Below are 18,929 nucleotides of genomic sequence, written 5' to 3'. Positions count from 1 at the left end.
GGGTATTGTTACGAAAATTTCTCAAACTATTTTTTCAAGCTGAGGTAAACTAAACACAAAGTAGTTAAATTCAAAGGCTTCAACATGATTGAATACCCGATTGATCAACTCCCACAGCTTATTGATGAGCTTTTACAATGTGATACCACAGAGCGTAAAAATAAGCTGTTAGCTGACGCCAAAGAAATACTTTCGACAGAACATTTATCGTTATTATTTGAAGCCTTACCAAAAGATCAGCGTATAGATATTTGGCAGTTATTAGATGAAGACACCCAGCATGAAATATTCATTAATTTAGGCGCCGATAGCTGTCGTTGGTTATTACAAACACTCGATGAAGATGACGGTTTTAAATTACTTGATGAAGTAAGCGTTGCTGAGTTACTTGAACTTGAAGAAGTGATCCCTGAGCGCTTTGTTGAATACGCTCGCCGTCAACTTGATGAAGTACAAACCAAGCAATATGAATTAGCGCAGCAGTATCTGCCAGAGCAACTTGGTCACTGGCTTGATTTTGATTCACTTAAGGTTTCAGACAAACTAACGGTCGGTGGCGCACGAAAAATCCTGCAAAAAGGCTTACCGCAATATACCGAGGTTATTTATTTAGTGAGCCGCAAAGGCACGCTAATTGGTGAGGTATCGGTTAACACGTTATTTAAAGCTAAGGACTCAGACACTTTATTAAGTTTTGCTGATCACGATATAACTTCACTGCATGCCGACGATGATTTATACGAAGCAGCTGAAGTGGTGATCCACAGTGAAAAAATGGCAATGCCCGTTGTCAATGTCGATAATAAGTTACTGGGGCGATTAAAAGTTACCTCAGCTTACGAATTACGCCAAGAGGTCACCGATGAAGCAGCGGCAAAAGCGGGTGGTTTACGTGAAGACGAAGATCTATTTGCCAGCGTACGAAAAAGTGCGAAGAACCGTGGTATTTGGTTAGGCATTAATTTAGCAACCGCATTTTTAGCATCCTGGTTTATTGGCTTATTTGGCGCAACCATTGAGCAAGTGGTTGCATTGGCAGTATTAATGCCGGTAGTTGCGTCAATGGGCGGTATAGCAGGGAGCCAAACGTTAACCGTAATCGTGCGCGGTTTAGCGCTTGGTCAGGTGACTGACTCAAACCGTAAGGCGCTACTTAAAAAAGAGCTTAGGGTAGGTGCCGTAAATGGCTGTGTGTGGGCTATGGTAATTGGTGTGCTCACCTATTTTTGGTTTAGTGATGTAATGCTCAGTATTACCATTACAGTGGCTATTTTGCTTAATTTAATTGCAGCCTCTTTGTCTGGCGTGGTGATCCCTTCTATTTTAGATAAAATGAAAATCGATCCCGCACTGTCAGGTTCAGTAATCTTGACAACAGTGACCGATATCGTTGGCTTTGTCACTTTCTTAGGGTTAGGTAGTTTATTACTACTTTAGTATTTTAGTGTAGGAAGTATGATAGCTTTTACAGGCATTTGATTAATTTCAGTTTTATTTCTGTTGTATGAATTTTTAGTGAAGAACTGGTTGGCGCGTATCATCTGGTTCTTTTTTATCATAAAGTACAGCTCTCGCAATAGCGAGTTACATAATTAAAAAGGAAATACTCAATGTCAAAGAAACCAGCTAAAGCAATCAGTAAAGAAGTAAAATCGATTAAAAAAGAAATCAGCGCTCGTAAAGATAAAGTCGCAAAACAAAAATCCAAAATAGGTAAGCTTAAAAAAGCGCTTAAAAAAGCAGCTTAATTTAGCATACGAAAATATTGCTGTGTGATCAGTTATTCTGCACTATCAGTAAAGGTTATAATTATACTTTTCAAATGCTTAGGCAATTATAAAATACTTTTGTAATTGCCAAGCCAGTTTTTTACCTCCACTCCTAGCACGCCATGATCTGCTAGCGCACAATATTTGTTAATAATTTTATGCAAATATGTTTTAATCTATGTATATACTTTACAGCATTAAGCGTTTGCTTAAACTTTATGATAAAAAATCACTTAATAATCGCTATTTTTATCTGTATTTTTTCTACGCTAACTAATGCGTCTGAACACTTTAGTGATCACGAACAATTCTGCTTACAACAGCCAGAGAAAGACTGCTTAGTTTATATTAATGAACGTATAGAGCAATCAGAGCTACATTCAACTCGGTGGTATAAAGCCAAGTCTTACTTATTTGATTATTACTACGATAAAAATGATTATGAAACCTTAAAAATCATTGTTGAACCATTCGCAGAACGAGATGATTTACCTGAAGTATTTAAAGTCCAAGCTTATTTTTACTATGCCAAAGCTTTGCATTTTTATCACGATGATGAGCGTGCAAAAATCTATGCAAATAAGGCATTTACAGATATAAAGTTGATGTACGATGCGTTTGCAGATCCAATGCGAATGCTCGAGTTAGCTAATTTGCAGTATGTTTTTGGTAATAAGGAATCCGCTTTTCAGATGCTGCTCAAAACCGAACGAAAGTTTGGCAAGAGTAAAGATCCAATTTTTAATTTTGAGTTACAGTCTAATAAAGCAAATATTTATCACGCTTATGGCGATTTAGAAAATGCCAGAGAGAGCAGAAAAAAAGCGCTTGATTGGATACTACCAACCCAGCATCAAGGCAAAATTATTGTGGCACAGGGGAATTTAGCGCGCACATATCAATTGCTCGGACAGTATGACCTTGCTATTAAGTACTATGTAGATTCGTTGAGTTATATGGTAGAAGGTAGTGATGATATTGCAAAAGCTGCGCATACATTAAGGTTGGCAGAAATATGCTGGCAAGCAAAAGATAATCAGCAGGCTACTAAGTGGTTTAAAACAGTTAAAGAGAGTGATTTAAATCGTAACCATAAAATAGTCTATAAGCAATTAGCTACAGCCTTAACTTTGTAGCGATTGTAACTATACATCCCCGATAAGACGGCCCATATTTATATGGGCCGTAGTTACTTGTTTAATTAAAAGTTAAACGTTACATTCGCATAAACAAAGCGGCCATCTAAACTATATGGCGTGAACCCGCTGTAAGTGAAAATTTGGTTGAAATCACTATAACCAATATTACTTAACGTATCTTGCGGGTACTGATCAAATAGATTGTTAGCACCTAAAGCAAGTTTCCATTGCTCGGTTGGGCGATACGCCACTTCAATATCAGTGAGCCATTTCGCCTTAAGAAGCTCATCGCCCTCAGCACTACTTGAGGTATCAACTACTTCACCATAGCGAGTTGCACGAAGCGTGGCCTGTATATTTTCATAATCCCATGTTGCAGACAGGTTCCATTTATCTGCTGGTGTGCCTTTTTCGAATCGAGAAATTTCACGTCGTGCAAAGTATTGATATCCATCACCTAACGCTTCGAGTTCTGGTGGATTGTCTTTCACATGAGTAACTTCTGTATCGTTAAAGTTTACAGCGGCACTTAAGCGTAAGTCACCATAATCAGCTAAACCGAGTAAATAGGTGGCAACAATATCAACCCCTTGAGTACGCGAATCGATAGCGTTGGTAAAGTAGCGCACACTTTGGGTATTAAGCTCAGCGGCTTGTTGTAAAATAGCTTCAACAGCAGGGCCTTCTAAGTTTTCAGAAAGCACAATGCGATCATCAATATCGATACGATAAGCATCAAGCGTGAAGCTAAAATTACCTTCTGTGAAGATAAAACCAGCGGTCATATTGACAGACTCTTCAGCGTCTAAATCTTTTGCGCCAAGCGCTTTGGCAGCAGCCTCACTACTTGGAAATAATCCGACTTCTCTAGGTACGCCATTTTCAAATACAGTGCTGACTGATTTATAAGATGTTTGTGCAAGAGACGGTGCTCTAAAACCACTACTGATAGCACCACGTAACGATAATGAAGGAGTAATGCTATAGTGGCTGGCAAGTTTCGCTGTAAAAGTACTGCCAAAATCACTATAGTCTTCAAATCGACCTGCTAGCACAGCATTCCAATTTTCAGTGAGGTAGGTATCAAATTCAGCAAATAGGGCAATGTTATGGCGGCTTTTATCAGTTGCACTATCGGGTGAAAAACCTGATAAAACTTGTGCACCACCGGCGGCAACAGGTACGCCTTGTGCATCAAGTACCGTTAAATACGAAGCTTGTTCACCGGCTTTGATTTGGTAGTTTTCATGGCGATATTCAGTACCAATGGTAACAAACACGTCATCAGGCAAGCCTAAGTCAAAGCTATTGCTGGCATCCATGTTAACAAGGAATTGTTCATACACTAATGCGCCATTATCAAACTCTGTCGGACTGTTAGCACCCATAGAGGTATTGATACTATTGCTAACACCTAATGCAAAATCATTGCGACCATAATTAGTGCTGATATCCCATGTCCAATCATTACTAACCCCATTTAAACCGATAGCAAATGAATAGTCGTCAACATCAGTGTCAATGTTTGGTAAAAACCCATCAGGATAAACGCTTGGCACATTACGGTTGTCTTTGGCACGGCGATAGAAACCGCCTGAGTTACCTTTACGATTTGAATAGCTGGCAAAAGAGTAAAGTGATAAGTCATCACTAAAGTCGTAGCCAAGATTATAAAATAGCGCGATATCTTCAACATCGGCTTTACCAAAGCGGTGGTTATAACGGTCAAACGTCAGCTCTTTTGGATCAAGCGCGCCGTTTTCATTACGATTATATTGTTCTCGCTCATCAATACCTGAGCGGTTAGTTGGCTCGTTGTTACGGGTTTCAATTGAGATATTGATAAAGCCATTCTCGGTAAGTGAAAAGCCCGCATTGGCACTTGCAGTTCGGGTAATACCATCGTTAACGCGGCGGTCATCACCTTTAACAAAACCAAGCTTACCTTGCGAGTCGATGATTGTTTCTTTTAACTGTGCAGAGCCTGCCATTTGCGAATCATATTGACCATAAGTGTAGCTTACACTACCGCCTTCATCGGCATCTTTGAGTACAATATTGATCACACCGGCGATGGCATCTGAGCCATATTGCGCAGCTGCACCATCACGCAGTACTTCAACGCGTTTAATCGCAGAGGTTGGAATATTATTTAAATCAACAGCCGTAGAGCCACGGCCAACTGTGCCACCTAAATTTAATAAAGCACCAGAGTGACGGCGTTTACCATTGACAAGTACTAAGGTGTGATCAGGAGCTAGGCCTCGTAATACTGCTGGTTTTGCATGGTCTGTACCATCAGCGAGGGTTGCACTTGGGTAGTTAAAGCTGGGTAGTTGCGCAGCAAGCACTTGGCTTATTTCAAGCTGGCCTGTGGTTGCCAGATCACGACTGGTTAGCAAGTCTACAGGAACTGTACTTTCCGACAGGCTGCGTAAACTACGACGTGTGCCGGTAACCGAAATAACTTCAATATCTTGTGCTGTTGTGTCAGCTGTTTGCTCAACAGCGATTGCAGTCGCTGAGGTTGCCAATGTACTTGCAATAGCAAGTTGTAAAGGTAACTTGTTAAATAGTTTCATTGTTGATCCCGAGTTGTTGTCATACGCCATCTAGTTTATATAGCGTATTGGGAACAAACAAATAACATTAAAATATAGTATATGTGTAACTAATGCATTTCGTTAAAATAAATCAAATCTTGTTAATGTTGTGTTTATGAGCTGATGCTGATTTTATTTCTGCCGTCAGATTTTGCTCTATATAAAGCAGTATCAGCAGCACATATTAGTGCTTCGCAGGTACGGTATTGATTATCAAGTTCACAGGCTATACCTTGGCTCACACTTACTTTAACTTCTGGCGGCAGGCCTATATCAGTAAACGTCATCGCATTTATTTGTTGTTGAATATGTCTGGCAACAACAGCGGCGCTATCGCGGTTGCAGCGTGGCAGAATAACAGCAAATTCTTCACCGCCATAGCGAGCGGCTAAACAATCTCTTGATGGTATACATTGCAAAATAATCTTGGCTATTTTTTGTAAGCACTTATCGCCTTTAATATGGCCATAGGTATCGTTGAATCTCTTAAAATGATCGACATCAATTAATATACTAGTTAATGGCTGGTGGCTTTGAATACTTTCTTGCCAGTATTGTTTTAATGATTCATCGAGCGTGAAGCGATTAGCAAGCCCAGTTAAATGATCTATTGAAGCTTGTACTTTTAATTTGTTATATATTGCTTTGTGAATACTTAAATCATGTAATATGCACACATAAAGTTTTTGCGCTGACGCAATGCTCGAAGGCATATTAGAAATAGATAAGTCGGCCTCAATTATATTGCCATCCGTTTTGTTTATTTTTACTTCATTAGGACCAAAGTTAAGGCGAGTATCTTTTATATCTAACCAGTTTAGTAACGTATACATGTATTTATCGCGGTCAGTTTCATGTAAAAACTGTAGTAGGCTTTGACCAATCAATGATTGCTGGGAGTCGCCTAAAAACTGTGCCGCCATTGGGTTTGCAAACTCAAACGTACCTTGCTCATCGATGATAAAAATACCTTCACTGATGCCGTTGAATAATTCAATTAAAGAACCAAACTGTAAGTGAGAAAGACAGGCTGAAAGGGTTTTGCCAATAGTAGCTGATTGCTTATTTGCGTTAAGTGTTTGGTTATTATTTGTTTGGTTAGACACGTTTAATCCTTTACGTTTTGCTATACGTTTTTGGTGTCTATAAATTTACTTAAAAAAGTGCAAATAAACCTTCTGGTAACCTTCTGGTTTTAAGTTTTTGATTTTTAATAATAAAATTAAAATACGCAGGTGAGGTAACGCCTGCGAAGCAAGAGAAAGAAAGGGATAGGTTGCAGTAATTAAATTTCTTCTTTGTTTATAACCTGAGGGTCGCTACTGCTGTAAGAGGTGCCATTACATTCCACATTAAAAATGATTGATGCTGTACCGCTGGTTTCATCGGTATCTGTAATGGTAATAGACTTACCGTTATTATTAACTACGTAAAGGAAGTCATCAGCACAGTTGCCAGTGATTGTTGCGCTGCTAAATAAGAAGCCTTTATTAAATGTGTCTTGTTTTAAAGTGTAAATAGCAGCAGTTTTGGTTCTTACCTCACCTCCACCTGAGACTTGGTCATCTCCTATATAGTATGTAAAATTTGCTTTGTTATCTACAAGCTCGATTTCTACTGAAAAGTTAACAACTTGTTGGTTGTTATTCATGTTATTTCCTCTATCATTTTTGTTATAGGCTAAAGTCATCAATACCTAACTGTATTAGGTTTTCTTTTAATTCTTTCGCTTCATTTTTTCTATTTGAGCAGCTATATGCTTGAACCAAAGGGTACGTTGTTTTTATACTTTTATTTTCTCGGAATGAAATTATTTTAATTGCTTTTTCACAAAATAAGCTTCGGTCATCATTATTTGTTGCAAGTTTAGCTTTAATTAAATATATCCTTGCTAAAACTAAGGAGTTTGCTGTTTGCCATAGTTTTCCTATTTGTACTTTGTAATCATTGTTGTTTTCAAGTTTAATTAGTAGTTCATTTGCTTTGGAATTTATACCTATGTTGATGTAGTAATGAATAATACTGATAAATATATTAATAGTTTCAGTATCATTTAAATCCTGCTCTGTTAAAAAGTTTAATATTTCTTTTATGTTATCGTTAAGATCTTGCTCGTTCGATAACATCAATTTATAAGATAAAGAACGGTAATATATTTTCTGGAATTTATTATTATTTTGATCTTGAAGAAGAGCATTACTTATACTGTCATTTGCTAGCTTAGCTTTTTCATAAGAGCGCTGCTTATCCGAGAAATAACTTAGTAGGAAACTTTGTTGCATATAAATATAAGTAAGATTGCTTAATACGCTGGCATCATTGGGATATTGTGCCAAAATATTATTCAACTCATTAGATGCATTTTCTAACATTGTTAATGCCGTATTAAAATTACCCAAATTTTCTTCTGTACTGGCAAGCCAGCTAATTGTATCTGTTTTATCACGTAATAAGTTTTTATTGTTGGGTTTAAGCTCGAGTGCTTTGTTTTTAAGATTTAGCGACTCTGTGAAGCTTTGTTTTGCAGCAGCATAGTTAAATTGTTTTAAATATAACGAGCCGAGAGAGTTATGTGAATAAGACAACTCCATAATGGAGTTAAAATCATTGGGTGCTAGGGAGTACATTGTTTCACTATAGGCTTGGTATTTTTTAAACATTGGCTCTGTGGCAGCGTAATCACTTTTATCATAATGAAGTTGCCCTAACCAAAAGGCATTGGCACCCGCAAGCGTAAGTAACTCTAAGTTGCTAGGTTGGGTTTTTAATAATCCCTCAAGTCGGGTGCGGGCGCTCTCAAACGCGGTAAATGCTTCGTCGGTTTTACCGCGGGAATAGGCCACTTCCCCCATTGCCTCAAGGGTTTGTGCATATTGAAAGCGGTTGTTAAATTCGGTTTTTTGGTCTGTAAAGCGAAAGAGAGAGTTGTCCTCATCAGCTTGATTAGTAAAATACTCCAGCGCTTTATTGCTAATGCCATCGAGCAAATCCATACGTTTAACGCTACGCAGTTTATCGGCAAATTCACCCACCATAAAACCAAGTAGGCTTTCGGCTTCTAAGCGTTTTTGCTGCGCGACTTGCTCGGCGTGGTAGCTGCGTACGCTCATAAAGGTGGCTATAAAACTGAGTAAAATAAGTGCAACCGCGGTGGCTTGTAACACTCTTTTTTTACGTTTTGCCCTGCGGTTTGATGCTTTAATTAAACTCAGTTCAGCAGCACTGAGGCTAAACATCGGGTTATTTATAAGGCTTTGTGCTTCTTGTAACGGCTTGCCCTGCGCTAATAAAAAGTCGGCATGTTTTTGCTCGTTTAACCAACGCTCGGTGGCGATTTGTAAGCGACTTTTAATGGCTAAGCTTTGTTGGTGTTGGTTTATCCAGTCTATGGCGCGTTGCCACTGACGTAGTAGTGCTTCGTGTGCCAAACTAAAACAGGCTTGCTCGTTTTTAAGGTGCGACACAAATAAGCGGCTATCGACCATCGCTTGTGCAAGTTGTGTTTGTGCAGGGGTGGTGAGTTCATCCCAACGGGCTGCGCGGCTGGTGAGGGTTTCGCCATCAGCGTGCAGGGTAATTAGTTTTGATAATACCAAGCTCAGCTGGGCTTGTTGTTGCTTGGGCAGTTGTGTAAAAACGTGCTCAGCTTTTTGGCCAATCGCGCCTTCAATACCGCCCAATGCTTGGTATTCAGAGACTAATAGCTCATCGTTTTCGCTGCGCTGTAAGTACAGTTGTTGCAAAGTGTATTGCAGCATTGGCAGGGCGTCGGGGTTATTGGCGGTGTCGTTACAGAGCATTTCATCCAGTGGTGTTTGGTGCTCAGGGTCAAGCTGCCAACTAAGCCCTGCGGCTAAAGCTGGCAGGCGGATCATCTGTTTTAATTCAGAACGCGTTGGCGGTAGCAAGTCAAAATGCGCGCCATTGGCTTTACCAGCCATTAAACTGGGTTGATTAACCACTTGGGGGTAAAAGTCATTTCGACAGGCGCTAAATATAATAATGCAGTTACTGGTGGCCAGTAACTCTATAATTGTTAAAAACTGGCTGCGCTCTTGCTCGCTAAATACTGGCGACGACAGCAATACTTCAAGGCGGTCGATAAATAAAAATAAATACGGTTTTATATGGGTTGTTTGCCCTTGCTTTAAAGCCATTTGGCAACGCTCAATAACTTGCTCAGGCGTTGAGAGTAATAACTCACTGAGGGAGTCGGCACTGATATTTGTTAAAACTGGCGCATCGTTGATTTCTAAATCAAGTAAAGTAGAGGCTAGATCGAGAAATAGCCGACCTTTACTTACGTCTGCAAAGTCGAGCAAGCAGTATGACTCAATTCGAAAGCCATCAAAGCCTGCTTCACTCATTAGTGCTGGTAATACACCTGCATTGACCAGTGATGACTTACCTGAGCCACTTGAGCCGAGCAATAAGCAAAATGCGCGGCCATAATTAATTTGCGCAGATACCCGCTGTAATAGTGTGTTTATTTGCTTGCTGCGGCCAAAAAACACCGCGGCTTCATTGGGGGTGAACGCGCTTAACCCAACAAATGGCGAATCACCTTGCCACTTACTATGGCTGGCTTTTTGCTCATCATCAAGAGGGAGCTCTATTTTGGCGATAACGCGATAGCCGCGCTTGCGGATTGTCTCTATGTATTGCGGATCACTGGCTTTATCGTCAAATGCTTTACGCAATTGCGTGATGACTTTATGCAGGGGATTATCGCCCACTGCAACTGTGCGCCAACAGTGGTTAAGGATCTCTTCACTGCTAACTAACTCTCCTTGTTTTTCGCATAATAACAATAAAACATCCATCGCTTTGGGCTCAAGTTGTTTGATTTGCGCGCCTCGTATTAAACTATTGGTGGTAGCTGTTACTTGCCATTCGCCGACAAAGAAAACGGATTTACTCATGCAGGGCTCATCATTGTTATTGTTAAAATTGAGGTTACTTCAACAGGTTTTTTTATCCTACTGCAAGCAATAAGTTAATACAATATTCTGAGTCAAACGTTAAGAATCTTAATTAAACAGTTATAGTATAGGTTATGTCTAATCTACATTACTTTATGTAAAGCTTGCTTGACTTAAATGTATTCTTCAATAATACTTAGTCAAGTTTACTTGACTAAAAAGGTGAGAACATGAAACAACAAACAGGATTAACATTCAAACAACGTAACAAACTAAACACAGTTTATTTAGCAAAGTGGACTCTGGCGTGGGTTTTAACTTTGGCGCTTGCGTCATTCGGGCCATTGTTGCTGTGGGGCGAGCAGAACACGCTACTTAGTATAGTGGCAATTATGGTCAATGTTTTCGCAGGTATTATGATGATTATGGCGAATAAACGCCATTTAGCTGGCTTAGATGAATTGCAGCAACGGTTACATTTAAATGCGATGGCGATTACCTTAGGAGGGAGTTTAGTATTTGGTTTAGCATACTCGGTATTACAAACGAGCGGGGTAATTTCGTTTCGACAAGGGATTTCCCATTTAGTGATGTTTATGGGGATAACTTATTTAGTGTCTGTCGTAGTGATGAATAAACAACTTGGCGCTGAGGACGAAGAATGAAAAACCGCCTTAAAGTATTGCGCGCGGAGCATGACCTTACTCAGGCAAAATTAGCAGAGCTACTTGATGTATCAAGGCAAACGGTGAATGCTATCGAAAAAGGCAAGTTCGATCCTAGTTTACCATTAGCGTTTAAAGCAGCTCGTTTATTTAAATTAAAAATTGAAGATATCTTTCAAGATGAAGAGGTATAAATTCTACACTCTGCGTGCTTAAAGTACGCAGAGTGTAGTGCTGTTTATGGGGCAACTAGTTGCGGTTTTTGTTTACCCATTTGCAATGCACTCAGTAACCACATAATAAATCCACCAGCAAATAACACTGCGGCGACATAGCCGGTTTGATTAGGTTGCGCGCCTTGTGCAATTGCTAAGCCGCCAACCCAAGGACCAATTGCATTTGCAGTATTGAATGCGCATTGTACAAGTGCGCCAATCATTGCGTGCCCATGCGGAGATACATCCATCAACATAGTTTGAATAACTGTGCCAAGTCCGACACTAAAACCAATAAAAAATATAACCGCATAAAGTAACCAAATGTTATGGCTTGCCATTACATAAGTTGTAGCAAAAATGATTGCGCCAACAAGTGCTATACCGGTGGTTTTAAGGGGCGAATGATCAGCTGCCTTACCTAAAATATAGTTGCCCAGCGTACAACCAATACCGAACATAACCATCGCAATTGATATAGTGTAGGCTGGTGTGTGGGTGACCACTAAAATTGTATCGGCAATATAAGTATAAATGCAAAACACCCCGCCAAAGCCAACAATAATGATCCCTAAAATTGACCAAACCAGCTTATTTTTCAGTACGCTCAACTCGCTTAATAACGACGAAGGGGCTGAATTTTTTGTGTTTGGTATGAACTTTACAATTAGAATAAACGCAACAAGTGCCAGCACTGCGGTGCCCGCTAAACAATAACGCCAACTAAAATTTTGACCGACTAAAGTAACCATAGGCACGCCAACAATCGTTGCTATGGTAAGGCCCATAAATACTTTAGACATAAAGCTGGCGCGTTTATTGGCAGGTGCTATATCTGCGGCTAATAAAATGGCAACAGCAAAATAAGCTCCGTGGGGTAAACCACTTAAAAAGCGAAATAATATAAGCTGCTCTAACGAATTAGCAAATGCGCTTAAGCCGTTAAATATAAACATCATCGACACAAATAATAGCAAAGCATTACGCTTGCGCATATTTGCTGTGGTGATCATAAAAAACGGTGCACCGATCACTACGCCAATCGCATAGGCGCTAATGGTATAACCGCTTTGTGCTGGTGTTGAGGCAAATGTTTCGCTGAACAATGGCAGCATTGGCATCATCGAAAATTCCGATAATCCTAAAATAAAAGTACCCAGTGCAAGTACTAACAAAATAGCGGTAGTGCTTAGCGTATTGTTCACGACGCTAGGTTCAGGTGACATAGATAACCCTTGTAAAAAGACTGACGAAAAAATATGAATGATTTATTTAATAAAAAGCAGGAAACTGCAATTTTGAAGAACCAATTAAACCGCGATTGTATGATAAAAATAAGTCAGCGTATTACACGAAAAATGGCGTACTTAGATTTTTAAATATAACGTTAGATTCAAGCGTTCTTACTTTAATAGGAACGTTCCAGTTTTAATGGGTAGATTTTACATTTAAGCTGCCAGTATTACCAGTGTTCTGTTTTAAAGTACGTGCATAAATGATCGATGAGTGCCCGAATAGCTGGAGATAAATGCTTACGGGAACTATACAAAGCATAAATGTTTAGTGCATCAGGATGCCAATCAGGCAAAATGTGCACAAGCTCGTTACGTGCTATATAGTCATTAGCTAAATAGGTTGGCAACACCGCAATACCTAAGCCATTAATCGCGGCACTTAATAAGGTGGTTGCTTCATTAGCGCAAAGGCGACTGGTTACGTTAATAGAAGCAAGTTGCTGGGGCATTTTTAAATGCAAGACATGATTGGCAAAATGTTTATGTGCCAAATAGGTATGCTCAGATAAGTCACTAGGTTGAGTTATTTGCGCGTGCTTAGCAAGGTAGTCAGCTGATGCAACAATCGCAGAGTGACAAATACCAATAGGTTTGCCGATCAATGATGGGTCTGGGTTTGCAGCAATTCTAATTGCTAAGTCTATTTGTTTTTGCGCCAAATTGGTTGCTGAGTCATTTAATTCTAGTTCAATATTCACTAATGGGTGTTGTTGTAAAAATGGTTTTAATGCGGGCATTAATTGTGACTGACTAAACGACATACTCGTGGCAATGCGAATACTGCCAGTCAGCGCTGCATCAGGAGTTGCGTGTAAAACTAGTTGTTCACTTTGCTGATACCAGTTTTCAATATTTTCAAGACATGCTTTACCAGCACTAGTTAAGGCAACTTTACGGGTAGTGCGATGCAGTAGCCTTGTTTGTAGCCAGTTTTCCATTGTTTCGATGCTGCGACTTACCATTGCTCGTGACATGTTTAGGCGCTCAGCGGATGCTGTAAAACTACCTGAGTGAGCAACATCCAAAAATACTTTTGCGGCAGTGACTCTATCCATTAATTAGATCGTTTTTTGAAATAATGATGTTTATTGTTGTGCGTTTATTTGAGTTAATCAATTCTTTATTATTCACCTAACAGTATTTATTTTAGGTATCTTAAATGAAGGTTTTAGTAAAGTCGCTATCTGTTTCATTGTTAATGCTGGCTGCAAGTACGCAGGCTAAGTCGCAATTAACGGTGGATGTTTATAACGCTGATAGTAATAGTTTTACGGTTAACTCAAGTATCGTCTACGGTGATAAGCAAGCTATTGTGGTCGATAGTGGCTTTACGAATGCGGATGCACTGCGAATTGCAGCTAAAGTGTATGATTCAGGAAAAGAGTTAACCACCATTTTTATTAGCCAAGCAGATCCTGATTATTACTTTGGTGCGCAGTTGTTACAGCAACTATTCCCCAATGCAAAGTTAATAACTCCCGAGGCTGTGGCGCAAGTAATTGCAAAAAATCGTCTTAATAAAATCGCATTTTGGGGGCCTAAAATGGGCAGCAATGCGCCAGCAAACCCCATTGTTCCAACAAGTTACTCACTACAAACATTGCAGCTTGAAGGGCATGAAATTCAGATCAGAATGCAAGCTGGGGTGTTAGCGCATCGTCCTTATTTATGGATCCCTGCAAATAAAACAATTTTAGGTAATGTAGCCGTTTCAGCTGGGCACCATGTATGGATGGCTGATACGCAAAGTCAGCAAAGTATTGATGCGTGGCTAAAACAGCTCAATGAAATGAAAGCGCTTGAACCAGCAATGGTGATCCCTGGGCATATGGAAGCAGGCTCTGCATTAGATGCTAGCGCCATTGATTTTACCTTTAACTATATAACTGCGTTTGTGAAAGCAAAACAGCACAGTCACAATAGCCAAGAGTTAATCGCCAAAATGGTTACGCTTTATCCCGAATTTACTGATACCAGTAGTTTAGAATTAGGCGCTAAAGTGCATATGGGTGAAATGATCTGGTAAGGTGTTTACTTATCTAGTTACGATATTCTCAGCACTGAGTTTATAGCATTATAGGTGCGACAATTTGTCACGTGTTCAGGCAACGTCGCACACTATATACTTTGTTCATCTTAAACCTGCTGTAATTAAAGAATAAAATGAGCAACCACAATCCACTTATCAATTCACGTTATGCACTTTCTCCGTTAGCACTTTGCATAGCGAGTTTAGTTTCTCCTTACGTTCTTGCTGATGATTCAATTGAAGTGATTGAGGTACAAGGCCAAAACGTTAACAGCCATGCAAATTTAGGTTCTGCAGAACAGCTTTTAACTGAGTTGGGGGTGGATTTCTCTGCGGCAGGTGGCGTTTCTAGTTTACCTATATTAAATGGCATGATGGGCGATAGAGTTAAAGTACTGGTCGATGGCGCAGATATTACTGCGGCCTGTGGCAATCAGATGAACCCACCATTATCTTATATTTCGGCTAATCAGCTATCGTCTTATCAAGTGATTGCAGGTATTTCGCCAGTAAGCGCTGGTGGCGATAACATTGCCGGCGTTATTGTAGTAAACACCATTGCTGCGCAATATGGTGAGAGTGATACGTTAGCGTGGCATTCAGGTTATGTGTCGGCGCAGTATCGCAGTGTAAATAATGCGCAAGCGGTAGGTGTTGGCGCACGACTTGCCAGTGGCAGCTTGAGTTTAAATTATCAAGGTGCCTTTGAAGACGCTGATAGTTATGACGATGGTAATGGTGATTTAGTATTAGATACTCTATATCGTGTGCAAAATCATGTATTAACTGCAGCGCTGCGAGATGAAAAACAACAGCTAGTGGTTAAATTAACGCATCAAAAAATACCCTTTCAGGGCTTTGCTAATCAATATATGGATATGACGGATAACACCAGTTATGGCATAGTCACTCAGTATAAACGCCAGCTTGAAAGTGGTGAGTTTCGAGCGCAAATAAACTTTAATGATATAAAGCACGAAATGGGTTTTTTCAGCGCTGAAAAAACCGGCATGATGCCGATGAATACCGACGCGCAAGATATCAGTTATCAACTTAATTGGCGTTTAGACTTTGATGCTGACACTGTATTACTGCTCGGCCAAGAATACTATGGTTACCGCATTGATGATTGGTGGCCTGCGATTGAAGGCTCAATGATGATGGGGCCTAACGACTATGTAAATATTAATGACGGTGAACGCGACCGCTACACCGGTTTTGCTGAGCTGCAAAAGCAGCTAAATAACAAGTGGTGGGTCTCTGCTGGTACGCGTATTGAATATGTGCAAACGGATACCGGTGAAGTGCAGCCATATTCAGACATGGGTGATGGCATGAATGGAATGTCAGGTATGGGAAGTATGCCAGCAATGAATATGGCAGATCCAAATAAAGATGCTGCAAAAGAGTTTAATGCCATGGATCGCGCGCGCAGTGACACGCTTGTGGATGCCAGCCTATTATTACGCTACCAAATTACTAATGAAGATGAACTACAATTTGGCTTAGCACGTAAAAATCGTGCGCCTAATTTATATGAACGTTATAGCTGGGGTGTCAGCACAATGTCGACCAGTATGATTGGTTGGTTTGGTGATGGTAATGGTTATATTGGTAACCCAGACTTAGTAGCCGAAACCGCGCATACCATCAGCACCAGTTACACTAAATCGGCAAAAGATGGACAGTGGCAAATAACAGCTAACGCTTGGTATACCCAAGTAAATGATTATATTGATGTTACTGTTGTTGGCAGTACTAACCGCACAGATAAGGTATTAACTGAGCGTAATACCCTGCAATTTACCAATTTAGACGCCACACTTTATGGCACTAAGCTTGAAGGTATTATCCGTGTTGTTGATAGTAAAAATGCAGGCACATGGGATTTAACCGCCGCGCTTACTAGCACCCATGGCGAGCGTGATGACAGTGATGAGCCGTTATATCAAATAATGCCACTGCATAGCAAAATAGCCCTTGAGCAACAACTCGGTAAATGGCAAAACTCATTAAGCTGGCAGTGGGTAGATAGTAAAACGCGTGTAGATCCGCGTCGTATTGAAAATCTAACAGCCAACTATAGCTTAGTGAATTTAGCAACCAAGGCGAGATGGGATAAGCTAACAGTTAAGTTAGCAATTACTAATTTACTTGATCAGTATTATCAACAGCCGTTAGGCGGAGTCAGTATTGCTGATTTTAAAACAGATATGAGCGAAGGCTTCAGCCAATTAGCAGGACAAGGTCGCTCGGTTAATGCCGGTATCAGCTACGCATTTTAAGTAAATTACCTAAATGTAGCCATGATGTTTAGCATGGCTAAATTACAGCTGATCACAAAAATCTATAAACTGCGTTAACAACGGATTTTTGTATTTGTCTTTATGCATCACCAACCAAAACTGCCTTTGCATGGGGTGGTTTAAGTTAAGCTGCGTAACGCGGCCATCTTGTAAAGCGTACTGTGCCGCGAGTGACGATAAACACCCCAGCCCTAACCCTTCAGCAACGCTGTTGATCAGTGCCTCTGTCGTGTTGAGTTCAAAACTTTGGCTCCAATTATCGATATGCGTAGCGAGGTTTTGTAAAAAGAATGAGCGTGAACCAGAGCCAGCTTCCCTTAATACCCATTCGCTGTTTGTTAAATCATTAAAACTAAGCTGTAATTTTGCAGCTAAAGGGTGGGATAGCGGTGCAATAATACACATAGAGTCTTGGCTAAACACGGTTGAGACTAAGTCGCTTTGCTGGGCTTGGCCTTCTATTAGTGCAATGTCGAGCTCAAAATCGCGCAGTTTTTGGCAAATAAGCTCAGAATTTGAAATAAAAACTTGCTGTGAATAATGCTGCTGTTGTTGGCGAAATCCACTGAGTATAAAGGGCAACACATGATTACCAATGGTATCGCTGGCACCTATTCTTAAGGTGCCGCTGGCTTTTGCTTGGGGCGAAAAAAGCGTATTAATATCATTTGCTCTGTGCAGTAATTCATCGGCCAAGGGCAGTAATTTTTGCCCTTCTTGATTTAAAATTAAGCGATGATTTACTCGGTCAAACAGTGGGTGACCTAACTGCTTTTCAAGCTCGCTAAGCGCCATACTGACTGCCGCTTTAGATAGATAAAGCCGCTCTGAGGCTGCGGTAAGTGTTGCATGCTGAGTAATACCTACAAACACTTTAAGTTGTTTAAGAGAAATATTCATGAGTTTTATTGTTTAGTTTTTATGAACATGTGTTCTATATAATTAGATTTAACTAAACAAAATGCAAGGTTAAACTTCTGTATAAGATAAACAATGAGTGTGGAGTATAAACATGTTTAATTATATAAAAGCCAAAGTAATAACCGCACCTACCCCAATGGGTGGATTAGCATTAGGCATAGCCAGCCTTGGTTGGGCTTGGGAAAACATGTTTAATGCAAATGGCGCAGCGCAATACACTGGGGCGGCAATTGCGAGCGTATTATTATTAATACTTGGCTTAAAATTTTTACTGCACCCGCAATTACTAAAAGCCGATTTAGCGCACCCTGTTGTAGGTAGCGTTGTGCCTACTTTTGCTATGGCAACGTTGGTGGTATCTAATTCGTTAGGGCACGTTAATCCATTAGCAGGGGATGTGCTTTGGGTAGGCGCATTTTTATTGCACTTAGGATTTTTATTGAGCTTTGTTATTCATCGTGTTCGTGAATTTAAAATTGAACACATGGTGCCAAGTTGGTTTGTACCACCTGTGGGTATTATTGTTGCCGATGTAGCGTTCTCGGGTAACCCAGCACTGTTGTTTTTAGCACAAGCAGCACTTTATTTTGGCATGTTAATGTACGCAGTTATGTTGCCGTTAATGATTTACCGGATAATATTTGCTGAGCAAATTCCTGATGCTGCACAGCCCACATTAGCTATATTAGCGGCGCCGGCAAGCTTATCGTTGGCGGGGTATTTCACTGTAGTGACCCAGCCGTCGCCAGTGATAATTGGGGGGTTATTTGGTATTGCCATACTAATGACATTAATTATTTATACGGCATTTTTTAAATTACTACGCCGCAGGTTTTGCCCTGGGTTTGCTGCATTTACCTTTCCCATGGTCATTGGTGCTACGGCGTTATTTAAACTCGCGGATTGGATGCTAACTATGAATGTTGATGTACAGTTTATAAACCAAATACATCATTTAGCGGTAGTTGAATTGCTAGTAGCAAGCGCTGTGGTTGGCTATGTAGCGATCCGTTATACGCATTATTTTAGTTCCTTGGCTTTAAACGGCTTGAGGGTGTGAAATTG

At 40.2% G+C, this 18,929-nt stretch carries 15 protein-coding genes; 8 read left to right on the top strand and 7 right to left on the bottom strand.

Features of this window, described 5'->3' with window-relative positions:
* Positions 1-84 precede the first annotated feature (84 nt).
* The 3 genes from H5163_RS04345 (at position 85) to H5163_RS04335 (ending at position 2,905) form a co-directional block, all read left to right on the top strand.
* A complete protein-coding gene (locus H5163_RS04345) occupies positions 85-1,437 on the top strand; it encodes a magnesium transporter (protein WP_182732439.1) in 1,353 nt (450 codons plus the stop codon).
* A gap of 173 nt (positions 1,438-1,610) precedes the next feature.
* Positions 1,611-1,748 carry a hypothetical protein gene (locus H5163_RS04340; RefSeq protein ID WP_182732438.1) on the top strand — a complete coding sequence of 46 codons (138 nt, stop codon included), beginning with the start codon at positions 1,611-1,613 and terminating at the stop codon, positions 1,746-1,748.
* A gap of 239 nt (positions 1,749-1,987) precedes the next feature.
* A complete protein-coding gene (locus H5163_RS04335; RefSeq protein WP_182732437.1) occupies positions 1,988-2,905 on the top strand; it encodes a tetratricopeptide repeat protein in 918 nt (305 codons plus the stop codon).
* A gap of 65 nt (positions 2,906-2,970) precedes the next feature.
* Here H5163_RS04335 and H5163_RS04330 read toward each other — a convergent pair whose 3' ends face one another.
* The 4 genes from H5163_RS04330 to H5163_RS04315 form a co-directional block, all read right to left on the bottom strand.
* Positions 2,971-5,520 carry a TonB-dependent receptor plug domain-containing protein gene (locus tag H5163_RS04330; protein ID WP_404936305.1) on the bottom strand — a complete coding sequence of 850 codons (2,550 nt, stop codon included), beginning with the start codon at positions 5,518-5,520 and terminating at the stop codon, positions 2,971-2,973.
* Between the two features lie 104 nt (positions 5,521-5,624).
* The gene (locus H5163_RS04325) at positions 5,625-6,617 is read right to left on the bottom strand and encodes a sensor domain-containing diguanylate cyclase (RefSeq protein ID WP_182734459.1); all 993 of its coding nucleotides are present in this window, start codon (positions 6,615-6,617) and stop codon (positions 5,625-5,627) included.
* A gap of 179 nt (positions 6,618-6,796) precedes the next feature.
* Positions 6,797-7,162, bottom strand: coding sequence for a DP-EP family protein (locus H5163_RS04320; RefSeq protein ID WP_145237518.1), 366 nt, complete (start codon positions 7,160-7,162; stop codon positions 6,797-6,799).
* Between the two features lie 22 nt (positions 7,163-7,184).
* Entirely contained in the window at positions 7,185-10,433 is a 3,249-nt protein-coding gene (locus H5163_RS04315) for a winged helix-turn-helix domain-containing protein (protein ID WP_182734458.1), read from the bottom strand.
* Between the two features lie 230 nt (positions 10,434-10,663).
* On the opposite strand from H5163_RS04315, the gene H5163_RS04310 reads away from it, so the two are divergent.
* Together H5163_RS04310 and H5163_RS04305 are read left to right on the top strand one after the other, a co-directional pair.
* Entirely contained in the window at positions 10,664-11,098 is a 435-nt protein-coding gene (locus tag H5163_RS04310; RefSeq protein WP_145237512.1) for a hypothetical protein, read from the top strand.
* Positions 11,095-11,292 (top strand): helix-turn-helix transcriptional regulator, encoded by a 198-nt coding sequence (locus H5163_RS04305; protein WP_145237509.1) that lies wholly within the window; start codon positions 11,095-11,097, stop codon positions 11,290-11,292. Before H5163_RS04310 ends, H5163_RS04305 begins: the two co-directional genes overlap by 4 nt.
* A 44-nt stretch (positions 11,293-11,336) precedes the next feature.
* On the opposite strand, the gene H5163_RS04300 is transcribed toward H5163_RS04305, so the two are convergent.
* A complete protein-coding gene (locus H5163_RS04300) occupies positions 11,337-12,539 on the bottom strand; it encodes an MFS transporter (RefSeq protein WP_182734456.1) in 1,203 nt (400 codons plus the stop codon).
* Positions 12,540-12,775: 236 nt separating this feature from the next.
* Entirely contained in the window at positions 12,776-13,663 is an 888-nt protein-coding gene (locus tag H5163_RS04295) for a LysR family transcriptional regulator (RefSeq protein WP_182734455.1), read from the bottom strand.
* A 104-nt stretch (positions 13,664-13,767) separates the two neighbouring features.
* On the opposite strand from H5163_RS04295, the gene H5163_RS04290 reads away from it, so the two are divergent.
* Together H5163_RS04290 and H5163_RS04285 are read left to right on the top strand one after the other, a co-directional pair.
* Positions 13,768-14,634: an MBL fold metallo-hydrolase gene (locus H5163_RS04290; protein WP_182734454.1), complete on the top strand. Its 867-nt coding sequence runs from the start codon at positions 13,768-13,770 to the stop codon at positions 14,632-14,634.
* A gap of 137 nt (positions 14,635-14,771) precedes the next feature.
* Entirely contained in the window at positions 14,772-16,922 is a 2,151-nt protein-coding gene (locus tag H5163_RS04285) for a TonB-dependent receptor (RefSeq protein ID WP_182734453.1), read from the top strand.
* Positions 16,923-16,964: 42 nt separating this feature from the next.
* On the opposite strand, the gene H5163_RS04280 is transcribed toward H5163_RS04285, so the two are convergent.
* The gene (locus H5163_RS04280) at positions 16,965-17,843 is read right to left on the bottom strand and encodes a LysR family transcriptional regulator (protein ID WP_145237498.1); all 879 of its coding nucleotides are present in this window, start codon (positions 17,841-17,843) and stop codon (positions 16,965-16,967) included.
* Positions 17,844-17,955: 112 nt separating this feature from the next.
* On the opposite strand from H5163_RS04280, the gene H5163_RS04275 reads away from it, so the two are divergent.
* Positions 17,956-18,924, top strand: a complete 969-nt coding sequence (locus H5163_RS04275) for a TDT family transporter (protein ID WP_182731060.1) — start codon at positions 17,956-17,958, stop codon at positions 18,922-18,924.
* The last annotated feature ends 5 nt before the right edge of the window (positions 18,925-18,929 follow it).

This window comes from Pseudoalteromonas sp. SG44-8 (genome assembly GCF_014164125.1).
GTDB lineage: Bacteria > Pseudomonadota > Gammaproteobacteria > Enterobacterales > Alteromonadaceae > Pseudoalteromonas > Pseudoalteromonas rhizosphaerae.
The sequence above is the reverse complement of the archived record's forward strand: the minus strand, read 5'-3'. Positions and strand labels throughout refer to the sequence as shown.

Bases quoted from the DNA above. Each gene is read 5' to 3' on its own strand.
- H5163_RS04345 (WP_182732439.1), top strand. From the start codon at position 85: ATGATTGAATACCCGATTGATCAACTCCCACAGCTTATTGATGAGCTT.
- H5163_RS04340 (WP_182732438.1), top strand. From the start codon at position 1,611: ATGTCAAAGAAACCAGCTAAAGCAATCAGTAAAGAAGTAAAATCGATT.
- H5163_RS04335 (WP_182732437.1), top strand. From the start codon at position 1,988: ATGATAAAAAATCACTTAATAATCGCTATTTTTATCTGTATTTTTTCT.
- H5163_RS04330 (WP_404936305.1), bottom strand. From the start codon at position 5,520: ATGGCGTATGACAACAACTCGGGATCAACAATGAAACTATTTAACAAG.
- H5163_RS04320 (WP_145237518.1), bottom strand. From the start codon at position 7,162: ATGAATAACAACCAACAAGTTGTTAACTTTTCAGTAGAAATCGAGCTT.
- H5163_RS04315 (WP_182734458.1), bottom strand. From the start codon at position 10,433: ATGAGTAAATCCGTTTTCTTTGTCGGCGAATGGCAAGTAACAGCTACC.
- H5163_RS04310 (WP_145237512.1), top strand. From the start codon at position 10,664: ATGAAACAACAAACAGGATTAACATTCAAACAACGTAACAAACTAAAC.
- H5163_RS04305 (WP_145237509.1), top strand. From the start codon at position 11,095: ATGAAAAACCGCCTTAAAGTATTGCGCGCGGAGCATGACCTTACTCAG.
- H5163_RS04300 (WP_182734456.1), bottom strand. From the start codon at position 12,539: ATGTCACCTGAACCTAGCGTCGTGAACAATACGCTAAGCACTACCGCT.
- H5163_RS04295 (WP_182734455.1), bottom strand. From the start codon at position 13,663: ATGGATAGAGTCACTGCCGCAAAAGTATTTTTGGATGTTGCTCACTCA.
- H5163_RS04290 (WP_182734454.1), top strand. From the start codon at position 13,768: ATGAAGGTTTTAGTAAAGTCGCTATCTGTTTCATTGTTAATGCTGGCT.
- H5163_RS04285 (WP_182734453.1), top strand. From the start codon at position 14,772: ATGAGCAACCACAATCCACTTATCAATTCACGTTATGCACTTTCTCCG.
- H5163_RS04280 (WP_145237498.1), bottom strand. From the start codon at position 17,843: ATGAATATTTCTCTTAAACAACTTAAAGTGTTTGTAGGTATTACTCAG.
- H5163_RS04275 (WP_182731060.1), top strand. From the start codon at position 17,956: ATGTTTAATTATATAAAAGCCAAAGTAATAACCGCACCTACCCCAATG.